Raw genomic sequence first — 12547 nt, 5'->3', positions numbered from 1 at the left:
CCGGCGGGCGTCGTGGCGTTCCCCGACGACGGCACCTGGTACCCGCCGGACGCCCTCGCCCGCGCGGCCCGCACGCTCGCCGGCGGCGCGGACGTCGCGTCCGGGCGGCTGCTCGCCACGGGCGGCGACCGGGCGCGGTGGCGGTTCCCCGACGAGCCCCGCCCCATCGACGCCCGGACGGTCTGGTCGCACGCGCGCACCGAGACGTGCTTCTTCCGGGCGGACCTCCTGCGCGCGACCGGCGGCTTCGACGAGGGCCTCGGCGCGGGCTCGGGGACGCCGTGGCAGTCGGGCGCCGAGACCGATCTCCTCCTGCGCGCCCTTCACAGCGGGCGGACCCTCGTCTACGACCCGGGCATCCGCGTGTACGAGCACGACCCCGCCGACGCGAAGGCGTCCGATCCCGCCCACCGCGCCAAGGCCCGGCACACCGCGCGCGGGACGGGCCGCGTCTACCGGCGGCACTACGGCGCGTACACGTGCGCCAGGGTCGTCGCCCGCCCGCTGGGGGCCGCCGTGCTGGACGCGGCGCGCGGCCGCCTTCCCGACGCCCGCCGCCACCTGCACAGGGCCATCGGCCGGGCCGAGGGCATGACGGGCCTGCTGCTCCCGGCGCCGGCACGCCGCAGCTGAACCCTGGGCGGACCGAGCCCGCCCAGGAGGGACGGAACCGCTCGGGACGGTCGCGGGGGACACTCCAGGACAGTTCCCAGGATGATCAAAGATTTGCCCCGTGAAGCACCCGCCCGCGGGTGGCGCGCGGGGCGCGGGGGCAGGTTCGCCCCATGCGGGAGAGCAGCAGGAGACGCCGGGTCCTGGTCGGCTGCGGCACGCTGGCCGCCGGCTTCGCGCTGCTGCTGGGAGGCGGCGCCTACCTGCTCCAGCGCGCCTACGACGGGCAGATCCGGCGGCTGTCGGGGGCGCTGCCCGCCGAGCGCGGCCGGCCCGCGCCGGGGCGCGGCGAGAACTGGCTGCTGATCGGCTCGGACCGGCGCGCCGACCGGCCCGAGATGGGCGCCCGCGCCGACACGATCATGCTGGTGCACCTGGCCGGACGCGGCGACCGGGTCTCGGTGATCGCGGTGCCCCGGGACGCCTACGTGCCGGTCCCCGGACACGGCCCGCAGAAGGTCAACGCCGCGTTCTCGTTCGGCGGGCCGCCGCTGCTGATCCGGACGGTCGAGCAGCTCGCCGGGGTGCGGGTGGACCACTACGCGACCCTGGACTTCACCGGCTTCGTGACGATGACCGACGCGCTCGGGGGCGTCGACGTGACCGTCACCCGGCGCACCCACGACCCGATGCACGACCGCACCTGGCGCGCCGGGCACCAGCACCTGAACGGCGTCCAGGCGCTGGACTTCGTCCGGCAGCGGTGGAACCTGCCCGGCGGCGACCTCGACCGGATCAAGCGCCAGCAGGCGTTCCTGCACGCGCTCGCCGAGAAGGCCGTGGACACCCGCAACCCGCTGCGCATCGACCGGTTCATCCGCGCCACGACCCGCTCGGTGGCCGTGGACGAGACGGTGTCGTCGGGCACGCTGCGCGGGCTGGCCGCGCGGCTGACGCGGATCTCGCTGATGGAGTACCTCACCCTCCCCGTCGCCCGGTCCGCCGACCAGGGCGGGCAGAACGTCCTCCTGCTGGACGACGCGCGAGCGCGGGCGCTGCTGGCCGCCGTCCGGGCGGACCGGGTGGGCGACTACCTGTCCCGCAACGGCGCGGCCAACACGGTGGACGCGGTTCGCTGACCCGGACCCCCTCGCCGCCACCTGCGCCTCCACCGGTCCCCGGGCCGGACGACCGCCCCCGTCTCACGTTCGAGGTCTGGATGGATTAGTCTGAGTGGACTAATCCATATCGAAGTAAAAGGTCCCCCATGTCACGACCGCTGACGCCGCTCGCGCTGACCGTCCTGCGGATGCTGTGCGACAACCCCATGCATCCCTACGAAATGCAGCAGCGGATCCGCGACCACGCCTACGACCAGGCCGTGAAGATCACGCACGGCTCGCTCTACCACTCGGTGGAGCGGCTGGCCGCGACCGGGCTCATCGAACCGCTGGAGACCAGCCGGGAGGGCCGCCGGCCCGAGCGCACCGTCTACGCGGTCACCAGCGCCGGCCGCGACGCCGCGCACATGCGGCTCGGCGAGCTGCTGGCCAAGCCGAGCGAGGAGTTCCCGCTCCTCGGCACCGGGCTCGCGTTCATCAACCTGCTGCCCGAGCACGAGGTCGCCGCGCGGCTGCGGTACCGGGCGACCGCCCTGGAGGCGCGGCTCGCCGGCCATCAGACCCTCTACGACTCCCTGATCAAGCAGGGCATCGCCCGCTACAAGCTGGTCGACCACGAGTGGACGCTGTCGCGGACCCGCTCGGAGCTGGACTTCGTGCGCGTCCTGCGCGACGACCTGGAGTCGGGGCGGCTCACCTGGAAGGACGACCGGGGCGCGACGTGCCATCCGCGCGACGAGCACGACCTCTGCCACGACTACCACTCGACCGGCACCGGAACGGAGACCCCATGACCAGGTGGCGCGGAAACCCGTGGGCGATCCTGCTCACGCTCTCCCTCGGCTTCTTCATGACGCTGCTCGACCTGACGATCGTGAACATCGCGATCCCGAGCATGATCGACAAACTGCACGCCTCGCTGGACGAGGTGCTCTGGATCACCAACGCCTACATCCTGGTGCTGGCCGTCCTGCTGATCACCGCGGGCCGGCTCGGTGACCTGTGGGGCAAGAAGAACCTGTTCATCGCCGGCGTCACCCTGTTCACGCTGTCCAGCCTGGCCTGCGGCATCGCGCAGGACCCGGCGCAGCTGATCGCCGCCCGCGCCGTGCAGGGCCTCGGCGCCGCGCTGCTGATGCCGCAGACGATGTCGATCATCATCAACGTGTTCCCGCCGGAGCGGCGCGGCGCGGCGCTCGGCATCTGGGGCGCGGTGGCCGGGGTGTCCACGGTGGCCGGCCCGACGATCGGCGGGCTGCTGGTGACCAGCCTGGACTGGCGGTGGATCTTCTTCGTGAACCTGCCGATCGGCGTGCTGGTGCTCGCCATGGCGGTGCCGATCCTGCCCGGCCACACCCGGACGGTGCGGCACCGCTTCGACGTGTTCGGCGTGCTGCTGGCCTCGGCCGCGCTGTTCTGCCTGGTGTTCGGGCTCACCGAGGGCCAGAAGTACAACTGGGACGAGGGCATCTGGGGGCTCATCGCCGCCGGCGGCGGCCTGTTCGTCATCTTCGTCGTCTACCAGCGCACCCAGCAGGCCGGCGAGCCGCTCGTGCCGTTCTCGCTGTTCCGGGACCGCAACTTCACGATCCTGAACTTCGTCGGCGCGGCCGTGTCCGTCGGCATGATCGGGATGTTCCTGCCGCTGACGATCTACATGCAGTCGGTGCTGGGCTTCAGCGCCCTCAAGGCCGGGCTCGTGATGGCGCCGTCCTCGGTGGTGTCGATGTTCCTCGCCCCCGTCGCGGGCAAGCTGTCGGACCGCATCGGCGGCAAGTTCATCCTGATGGGCGGGCTCACCGCCTACGCGCTCGGCATGCTGTGGCTGGTCGCCATCGCCGACGTCGGGATGAGCTGGACCTCGTTCATCGCGCCGCTGTCGCTGTGCGGGCTCGGCATCGGCGGCGTGTTCGCGCCGATGGCCACCGAGGCGACCCGCAACGTGCCGCCGCGGCTGGCGGGCGCGGCGTCCGGGGTGAACAACACGACCCGGCAGATCGGCTCGGTGCTCGGCAGCGCCGCCGCGGGGGCCCTGCTGCAGAACCGCCTCGCGGCCTCGCTGCGGGACGAGGCGGCCACCCGCTCGGCGTCCCTGCCGCCGGACGCGCGGGAGCGGTTCGTGTCGGGCTTCGCGAAGGCCGGCAAGGGCGGCCTGGAGGTCGGCGCCGGCCAGACCGGCGCCCAGCAGCAGCTCCCCCCGGGCGTGCCGCCCGCCGTGGCCCACCGGATCCAGGAGCTCGCCGGGCAGGTGTTCTCGCACGGCTTCGTGCACGCGATGAAGCCGACGATGCTGCTGCCGATCGCCATCATCCTGCTCAGCGCCGCCGCCTGCTTCGGGATGAAGGGCTACCGGTCACGGACCCCGGCGGACACCCCGCCCGAGACCGCCTCACTGCCCGGCTGACCGCGCCCCTTACGTGCCCCGGGTTGTGAGGATTCTCACGACCCGGGGCCCGCCGTCCGCGCGAGCACGGGCCCGCCGCCGGCAGGGGCCCGGCAGGGATCAGCCCAGCTCGCGGTAGCGGCCGTCGTAGAAGACGAGCGGAAGGCCGCCCGGGTCGGGGACGTCCAGCGCGAGGACCTCGCCGACCACGATGCTGTGGTCGCCGCCGTCGTGGACGGCGTGGGTGCGGCACTCCAGGGCGCCGACGGCCCGGGCGAAGACGGCCGCGCCCGTCGCCGGGCCGCGCGTGTGCTCCCACCCGCGCAGCTGACCGTCCAGCGCCCGGCCCCGCGTCGCGAACCACTGGGAGGCGTCGGCCATGTCCTCGGTCAGCAGCGACACCGCCCACAGCCCCGTGCCGAGCACCACGTCGTGGAACCGCGCGATCTTCTCGGCGCAGAACATCACGAGCGGCGGGTCCAGCGAGACCGAGGTGAAGGCGTTCACCGTCATCGCGTGGTCCGCGCCGTCGGCCACCGTCGTCACGATCGCCACACCGGTCGCGAACCGGCCCGCCACCCGCCGGAACCGCGCCGGGTCCACGTCCGGCGCGGCGGGCCCGGCCGGGGACTTGGACGGGCCGGGCGGGCGGGCGCGCGGGGGGTCACTGGTCACAAGCAGGCCACTGTACTCACGCGCTTACCCGCGGGTACGGGCGGCCCGCCCCAGCAGCCACTGGCCGGAGGGGCCGGCGGACGGGACGCGCGCCACCCCGAGGACCGCCGCGACCATCCCGCCGATGATGTACACGTAGCCGGACAGCGTCGCCGGCACGACGAGATCGCCCTCGGGACGCCGCATCGACATCACGAACACCACGACGCCCCACACGACCGCGGGGACCGTCGCGCCGATCCGGCCACCGGTCCCCCACCCGGCCAGCCGCACCATCGCGAACACCAGCGGCACCAGCACGACGGCGGCGACGGGCACGTCACCGGCCGTCCAGCCCTGGGCGTAGGACCCGACGAGCCCGAACACGCCTCCCAGGAGGCCGAGCGCGGCGTAGACGGCCCCGGACACGAAGGCCGCGAACGCACCGCCCCCGGTCGGCTCCTCCCGCGCCACAGAGGCTCCCGCGGGCTCCGCGGGGACCGCGTCCCCGGCGGAGACGGTGTCGGTGTCCATCGGCGGGACGCGCTCGGCCGCGCCGCCCCGCGCCGGGGCGTCCGCCGCCGCGCGGGCGTCTCCGGCGCGGCTCACCCGGGCCTGGTCGTCCTCGTCCACACCGGCCAGCGTATCCAGCCGGTCAGGTTCCCGGGTCCCGGAGCCCGGCGAACAGGTCGCGCTCGCGGCGGCCGGGCCCGGCCGGGCCGGGCTCGCCGTCCTGCAGGATGAAGTACTCGGTGCCGAACGCCTGCTGGCCGAGGTTGTTCGACAGCGCGAAGTACGGGCCGACCTGCTCGGGCGCCACCACGATCTGGGTGCGGTGCGCGCGCAGCGCCGCGAGCTTGGCGGGCAGGTGGGCGCGGGCGTCCACCACGGTCGTCACCGCGTCGTCGGCGACGCCGGAGCCCAGTTCGTCCAGCCCGGCGACGCGGGAGAACGGCAGCCGGGCCTCGCGCATCACGGCGATCGCGCGGGCCAGGACGGTGCGCGGCGTGGCGTAGGCGTAGAACTTGGCCGCCCGCCACGGCTCGTCCCCGCCGTGCGCGGGGTCGGCGGCCAGCTCATAGGCCCGCCGGGTGACGCGGTGCGCCTGGATGTGGTCGGGATGCCCGTAGTTGCCGCGATCGTCATAGGTCACGATCACCTGCGGCCTGATCTCGCGGATGACCGCGGCGAGCGGGCCGGCCGCCTCGTCGACGTCGGCCCGCCAGAAGCACCGCGGGTCGTCGTTGGTCGGCGCGCCCATCATCCCCGAGTCGCGCCAGCGGCCCGCGCCGCCGAGGAAACGGTGGTCCCGCACGCCGAGCGCCGCGCACGCCCGCGACAGCTCCCCGATCCGGTGCTCGCCGAGCCGGTCCTCCTTGTCGGAGCCCAGGTGGCGCAGCTCGTCGGGGATCACCTCGCCCTCCTCGCCCAGCGTGCACGTGACGAGACAGACGTGGGCGCCCTCGGCGGCGTACTTGGCCATGGTCGCCCCGGTCCCGATGGACTCGTCGTCCGGATGGGCGTGGACGAACAGGATCCGCGGCTCCTTCATAGACGACGAGCCTACTCAGGCGGCGGACCTCCGGCGATGACCGCCCTGTCCGCCGCCCGTCGCCCGGCGGGTAGGGTACTCGGTTCGCTATCCGCCGATTTTCATCCCGCCGGTCTTCTTGCCCCCCTCGGGCCCGGTCGGGTCGGTCGGCTCGGTCACCGGCGGCTCGGTGGTCGGAGCCTCGCTGGTCGGCGTCTCCTTGGTCGGGGTCTCCTTGGTCGGGGTCTCCCGGGTCGGGATCCGCGAGGTCGGCGTCGTCGTCGGGACGCGCGTCCGGGTGCGGGTCGGCGTCGGCTCGTCGGTCTGCTCGTCGGTCGGGCTCTCCGAGGAGGTGTCGGTCTCCGACGTCGTGGGCGAGGCGGGGCCGGTGGGGGACTTGTCATTCCGGCTCGCCATGTACAGCCCGACGACCAGCGCGAGCGCCGCGATCGCCAGCACCGCCGCGAAGATCGGCCACTTGGAGCTGCGCTCCGGCTCGAAGCGGTCGTAGCCGGTGTGCGCGCCGCGTCCCGGCGGCTGCCCGGGCGGCTGCTGGACGGGCGGCAGCGCGCCGGTGTACTCGGCCGGGGTGACCCGGCGGGTCTGCGCGCCGGGGTGCTGCCCGTGACCCGCCATCATCGCGGCGGCGGCGCCGGGCCCGGCGGCGAGCGTGGTGCCCTCCGCCAGCAGCGAGGTGGCCTGGGCCGGGTCGTCCATCCGGGTCTGCCCGGCGCCGCCCGGCCCGCTGCCGATCAGCGCCATCATCAGCTGCTGCGCGGTCGGCCGCCGCGTGGGCTCCTTGACCAGAGCCGCCGCGATCAGCCGGTGCAGGTCCGGCGGCAGGCCCTGCAGCGTCGGCGGCTCGTGCATCACCCGGTTGATCACCGCGACGACGGTGTCGTCGCCGAACGGCGGGCGGCCGGTGGCGGCGAACACCAGCGTGGTCGCCCACGCCCACACGTCCACGGCCTCGGTGAGGGTGGCGCCCGCCACCTGCTCGGGCGCCATGTACGACGGGGTGCCGATCGCCTTGGTCGCGGCGGTCTGGCCGGTGTCCAGCGCCCGCGCGATGCCGAAGTCGATGACCCGCGGCCCGTCCGGCGCCATGATCACGTTGTGCGGCTTGAAGTCGCGGTGCACGATCCCCGCCTGGTGGATCGCCACCAGCGCGGTCACGGTGCCGATCGCGAGCCGCTCCAGCGCGGCGCCGCCGAGCGGGCCGCTCTCGGTGATCTGCTTGTACAGCGACGGGCCGGGGACGTACTCGCTGGCGATGTAGGGCTGGTCGCCCGCGACGTCGGCCTCCAGCACCTGCGCGGTGCAGAACCGCGCGACCTGCTTGGCCGCCTGCGCCTCGCGCACGAACCGGTTGCGCGCGGAGGCGTCCCCGGCGAGGTCGGAGCGCAGCAGCTTGATCGCGGCCTGGTTCCCGGAGGCGTCGACGCCCAGGTAGACGACTCCCTGGCCGCCCTCGCCGAGCCGTTCGACGATCTCGTACGAGCCCAGCCGCCGGGGATCTCCCGGCTGCAGCTCCGGCATGGACCACTCCTTAGCGCCCGCGACGACAGAATGTGCTTGGGGAAGCTCCGAGCTTACGCGAGCGCGGACCGGGCCACGGGCCGTTCACCGCCCGCACGGCGACGACCCGTGATCATAGGCCCGGGGGGGCCCCGTGCGCCGTACTTCCGCCGGGTTCGCGGGCTGGCACACTCGATTCCATGAGCATCAGCTATCCGCGGCAGAGCGCCCGCACGCGGCGGTTCACCCTCGGTGTCCCGCGCGCCTTCCAGATCGCGCCGGACGGGACGCGCGTGGCCTTCCTGCGCACCAGGGCGGGCGACGACCCGGTCACCTGCCTGTGGACGCTGGACACCGCGACGGGCGAGGAGCGGCTCGTCGCCGACCCGGCCGCGCTGGACGTCCCCGGCGAGCAGGACCTGCCCGCCGCCGAGCGGGCCCGCCGCGAGCGCGCCCGCGAGCAGGCGGGCGGCATCGTCGGGTACGCCACCGACCGGGCCATGACGCAGGCGGTGTTCACGCTCGCCGGCCGCCTCCACGTCGCCGACCTCGCCTCAGGCCGGGTCCGCGAGCTGCCCGCCGAGCCTCCGGTCTTCGACCCGCGGCCCGACCCCGCCGGCCGCCGGATCGCCTACGTCTCCGGCCGGACGCTGCGGGTCGTCGAGATGGACGGGAGCGACGACCGGGCCCTGGTCCGGCCGGAGTCCGACCAGGTGTCCTACGGCCTCGCCGAGTTCGTCGCGGCCGAGGAGATGAACCGGATGCGCGGCTACTGGTGGTCGCCGGACGGGGGGACGCTGCTGGTCGCCCGCGTCGACGAGACGCCCGTCCAGCGCTGGTACATCGCCGACCCGGCCAACCCCGAGCGGACGCCCGCCGAGGTCGCCTACCCCGCCGCGGGCACCCCCAACGCGCTGGTGAACCTCGTCCTGCTGAAGGTGGACGGCGGGCGGACGGCTGTCGCCTGGGACCGCGGGGAGTTCCCGTACGTGGTGACCACGGCGTGGGACCGGCACGGCCTGCTGATCGTCGTCCAGCCCCGGGACCAGCGCTCGCAGCGGGTGCTGCGCGTCGACCCGTCCAACGGGGAGACGTCCCTGCTGCACAACGAGCACGACCCCGAGTGGACGGACGTCGTCGCGGGGATCCCGGCCCGCACCGACGCCGGCGAGCTCGTCTGGATCACCGAGGACCGGACGGCCGACACGCGGCGGATCACCGTCGGGGGGACGCCCGTCACGCCCCCCGGCCTCCAGGTCCGCTCGGTGCTCGGGGTGGAGGGCGAGTCGATCCTGTTCACCGCGTCCGAGGAGCCCACCGAGATCCACCTGTTCTCCTACGAGGCGGAGAAGGTGACGCGGCTCACCGAGGGCCAGGGCGTGTTCGGCGGCGTCCGGTCGAGCGGGATCACGGTCGTGACCGGCTCGCGGCTCGACCGGCACGGTAGCGAGACCGAGGTGCGCGGCCCGTCCGGCGTCCACCCGATCGCCTCGTTCGCCGAGACGCCGGTGATCACGCCCGCCGTCGAGCTGCTGCGGGTGGGCGACGCCGAGATCCGCACCGCCGTGCTGCTGCCGGTCGGCTGGAAGCCCGGCGACGGCAAGCTGCCCGTCCTCCTGGACCCCTATGGCGGCCCCCACGCGCAGCGCGTCCTGGCAGTACAGCGGGCCTACTGCGAGGCGCAGTGGCTCGCCGACCAGGGCTTCGCCGTCGTCATCGCCGACGGCCGCGGCACGCCCGGACGCGGCCCCGGCTGGGAGCGCGCGGTGCGCGGCGACTTCGTCGGGCCCGTCCTGGACGACCAGATCACGGCGCTGATCGAGGCCGCGCGGCAGCACCCGGAGGCGTTCGACCTGGACCGGGTCGCCATCCGCGGCTGGTCGTTCGGCGGCTGGCTCGCCGCCCTGGCCGTGCTGCGCCGCCCGGACGTGTTCCACGCGGGCGTCGCGGGCGCGCCCGTCACCGACTGGCGGCTGTACGACACCCACTACACCGAGCGGTACCTCGGCCACCCCGACGAGGAGCCGGAGGGCTACACCGCCAACTCGCTGATCGAGATGGCGGCCGGGCTGGACCGGCCGCTCATGATCATCCAGGGGCTGGCCGACGACAACGTCGTCGCGGCGCACGCGCTGCGGCTGTCGTCCGCGCTGGTCGCGGCGGGCAGGCCGCACAGCGTCCTGCCGCTGTCGGGCGTGACCCACATGACGCCCCAGGAGGAGATCGCCGAGAACCTCCTGCTGATCCAGGTCGACTTCCTGAAGTCCGCCCTGCGGCGCTGACCGCGGGCCGCGTCCGGGGCCCGCCGAGAAGGCGGCCCCGGGCGCGCCCCGCGGCAGGGGGCGGCGGCAGGGGAGGCGGCAGGGTTCAGCGGCGTACGGGCTCGCGGGCGTCGCCGCGGTTCTCGCCCGGGTCCCCGCCGCCGTCGGCACCGCCGTTCCCGCCGCCGTTCCCGCCGCCGTCCCGGTCACCGTCCCGTTCGCCGTCCTCGCCGCCGTGCCAGGACGACCACAGCGCCGCGTACGAGCCGTCCTCGGCGATCAGCTCGTCGTGCGTGCCGAGCTCGGTGATCCGGCCGTCCTCGACCACCGCGACGCGGTCGGCGTCGTGCGCGGTGTGCAGCCGGTGCGCGATCGCCACGACCGTCCGGCCGGACAGCACGGCGGCCAGCGAGCGCTCCAGCCGGCGCGCGGCGCGCGGGTCCAGCAGCGAGGTCGCCTCGTCCAGCACCAGCGTGTGCGGGTCCGCCAGGACCAGCCGGGCCAGCGCGAGCTGCTGCGCCTGCGCGGGCGACAGCGTCGCGCCGCCGGAGCCGACGACGGTGTCCAGGTCCGGCCCGTCCCAGCCGACGGCCTCCAGGACCGCGCGGACGTCGGCGTCGGAGGCGCCCGGCCGCGCCATCACGAGGTTCTCCCGGAGCGTGCCGCGGAACACGTGGTGCTCCTGCGTGACCAGGGCGACGTGCCCGCGCAGCTCGTCCAGCGGCAGGTCGACCAGCGGGACGGTCCCCTCGTCGCGCTCCCCGGCCGCCGGGTCGCCGTCCCGGCCCGCGGGACCGAGCGTGACCGAGCCGGACCGCGGCCCGTCCACCCCCGCCAGCAGGCGCCCGAGCGTCGACTTGCCCGCGCCGCTCGGCCCCACCATCGCCAGCCGCTCCCCCGGCCGCAGGTCGAGGTCGACGCCGTGCAGCACGTCCTCACCGGGACGGTAGGAATAGCGCACGTTCCCGGCGGTCAGCCTCTCCCCCGCCGGGCGGCGGCCGTTCGGCGTCCGGTCCGGGGGCACCTCGCCGACGCCCAGCAGCCGCGCGAGCGACGCGCCGCCGAGCTGCAGCTCGTCCAGCCAGGTGAGCAGGATCTCCACCGGGCCGATGAGCTGCTGGACGTACAGCGTCGCGGCGGTCACCTGCGCCAGCGACGCCATCCCGTGGATGTAGAGCCAGCCGCCCGCCAGCAGCGTCGCGGCGACCGGCAGCACGAAGCCCAGCTCGATCACCGGGAACAGCACGGTGCGCAGCCCGAGCGTGTACCGCTCGACGGCGTAGGTGGCGGCGATGTCGGCGTCGCCGCGGGCGTGCCGCCGCCCGGCGAGGCCGAACGCCTCGACGGTCCGGGCGCCGTGCACGGTCTCGGCGAGGCCGTCGGTCATCTCCGCCCACGTCGCGTTCTCGCGCAGGTAGCCGCCCCGGGCGCGGGGCAGGTACCAGCGCATCCCGCCCCACAGCAGCGGGACGGCGACCAGGCACGGCAGGGCGACCAGCGGACCGGTGAGCAGCAGCGCGCCCGCGGTCAGCGCGACGGTCACGAGGGCGACGAGCGTCTCCGGCAGGGCGTGCCGGACGGACGTGCCGAGGGTGTCGACGTCCCGGGACGTGCGCGCGACGAGGTCGCCGGTGCCCGCGCGCTCCACCGTGGACAGCGGCAGCTCCAGCACCCGGTCGACGAACTCCTCCCGCAGGTCGGCCAGCACCCGCTCGCCCAGCCGCGCGGACGCGTAGAAGGCGTACCTGACCAGCACCCCCTGCGCGACGACGAAGCCGGCGATGGCGAGCCCGGCGCGGTCGATGCCGTCCCCGCCGGCGCGGACGTCCTCGACCAGCCCGCCGAGCAGCCGCGGCGCGACCAGGCCGGTCACGGCGGCCAGCGCGTGCAGGCCCAGCGCCACGGCGAGGGCGCGCGGATGTCGCAGCGTCAGCCGGCGCGCGTACGCCCGCACCTGCGCGGGCGTGGCGACCGGCAGGATCTCGGTGCTCACGGGTCAGCCTCTCCTCGGTGCGGTCCCAGCGGCGAGCGGGGTCAGGGGGTGGTGGCCGGCGGTCCGCTGGACTCGCCCCGGGTCACCACGGCCGCGTAACGCGGATCTGTCTTCAGCAGGTCGCGGTGCGCGCCCTCGGCGGTGACCCGGCCGTCCTCGACGAAGGCGACGTGGGCGGCGCGGTCGAGCATGAGCGGGCTGGTCGTGCACACCACCGTCGTGCGGCCCTCGCGCGCCGGGCCGAGCCGCCCGGCGATGCGCGCCTCGGTGTGCGCGTCGACCGCGCTCGTCGGCTCGACCAGGACGAGCACCTCCGGGTCGGCGGCCAGCGCGCGGGCCAGCCGCAGCCGCTGCCGCTGGCCGCCGGAGAACTCCCGGCCCGCCTCGGCCACGTGCGCGTCCAGGCCGACGGCGGCGGCGACGTCCTCGGCGGCCGCGGCGAGATCGGAAGAGCACACGTCTGAACTCCAGTCA

Annotated in this window: 11 protein-coding genes; 5 read left to right on the top strand and 6 right to left on the bottom strand. The window is 75.0% G+C overall.

Annotated elements, in window-relative coordinates; genetic code table 11:
* The 4 genes from E1291_RS42450 to E1291_RS32510 all read left to right on the top strand — a co-directional run.
* Positions 1-633, top strand: a 633-nt coding sequence (locus tag E1291_RS42450) for a glycosyltransferase family 2 protein (protein WP_207401058.1), incomplete at its 5' end; no start/stop codon positions are given.
* A 152-nt stretch (positions 634-785) separates the two neighbouring features.
* Entirely contained in the window at positions 786-1751 is a 966-nt protein-coding gene (locus tag E1291_RS32520) for an LCP family protein (protein WP_131741907.1), read from the top strand.
* Between the two features lie 128 nt (positions 1752-1879).
* A complete protein-coding gene (locus tag E1291_RS32515) occupies positions 1880-2527 on the top strand; it encodes a PadR family transcriptional regulator (protein ID WP_131741906.1) in 648 nt (215 codons plus the stop codon).
* The gene (locus E1291_RS32510; protein WP_131741905.1) at positions 2524-4137 is read left to right on the top strand and encodes an MFS transporter; all 1614 of its coding nucleotides are present in this window, start codon (positions 2524-2526) and stop codon (positions 4135-4137) included. The genes E1291_RS32515 and E1291_RS32510 overlap by 4 nt, the downstream gene beginning before the upstream one ends.
* Before the next feature lie 99 nt (positions 4138-4236).
* On the opposite strand, the gene E1291_RS32505 is transcribed toward E1291_RS32510, so the two are convergent.
* From E1291_RS32505 to E1291_RS32490, 4 genes are all read right to left on the bottom strand, one after another.
* Positions 4237-4791, bottom strand: a complete 555-nt coding sequence (locus tag E1291_RS32505) for a flavin reductase family protein (RefSeq protein WP_242614517.1) — start codon at positions 4789-4791, stop codon at positions 4237-4239.
* Between the two features lie 24 nt (positions 4792-4815).
* Complete coding sequence (locus E1291_RS32500) at positions 4816-5403, bottom strand: DUF6113 family protein (protein WP_131741904.1); 588 nt, start codon at positions 5401-5403, stop codon at positions 4816-4818.
* A 22-nt stretch (positions 5404-5425) separates the two neighbouring features.
* Entirely contained in the window at positions 5426-6322 is an 897-nt protein-coding gene (gene mshB / locus E1291_RS32495) for an N-acetyl-1-D-myo-inositol-2-amino-2-deoxy-alpha-D-glucopyranoside deacetylase (RefSeq protein WP_131741903.1), read from the bottom strand.
* Positions 6323-6409: 87 nt separating this feature from the next.
* On the bottom strand, positions 6410-7840 hold the full coding sequence (locus tag E1291_RS32490) for a serine/threonine-protein kinase (RefSeq protein WP_131741902.1): 1431 nt from the start codon (positions 7838-7840) through the stop codon (positions 6410-6412).
* A 179-nt stretch (positions 7841-8019) separates the two neighbouring features.
* Between E1291_RS32490 and E1291_RS32485 the strand changes: the two genes are divergently transcribed.
* Positions 8020-10101, top strand: a complete 2082-nt coding sequence (locus E1291_RS32485) for a S9 family peptidase (RefSeq protein ID WP_131741901.1) — start codon at positions 8020-8022, stop codon at positions 10099-10101.
* Positions 10102-10186: 85 nt separating this feature from the next.
* On the opposite strand, the gene E1291_RS32480 is transcribed toward E1291_RS32485, so the two are convergent.
* Together E1291_RS32480 and E1291_RS45475 are read right to left on the bottom strand one after the other, a co-directional pair.
* On the bottom strand, positions 10187-12073 hold the full coding sequence (locus E1291_RS32480) for an ABC transporter ATP-binding protein (RefSeq protein ID WP_131741900.1): 1887 nt from the start codon (positions 12071-12073) through the stop codon (positions 10187-10189).
* Between the two features lie 41 nt (positions 12074-12114).
* Positions 12115-12547, bottom strand: a 433-nt coding sequence (locus E1291_RS45475; RefSeq protein WP_131741899.1) for an ATP-binding cassette domain-containing protein, incomplete at its 5' end; no start/stop codon positions are given.

Source organism: Actinomadura roseirufa (assembly GCF_900659635.1).
In the GTDB taxonomy this organism is placed as follows: domain Bacteria; phylum Actinomycetota; class Actinomycetes; order Streptosporangiales; family Streptosporangiaceae; genus Spirillospora; species Spirillospora roseirufa.
The sequence above is the reverse complement of the archived record's forward strand: the minus strand, read 5'-3'. Positions and strand labels throughout refer to the sequence as shown.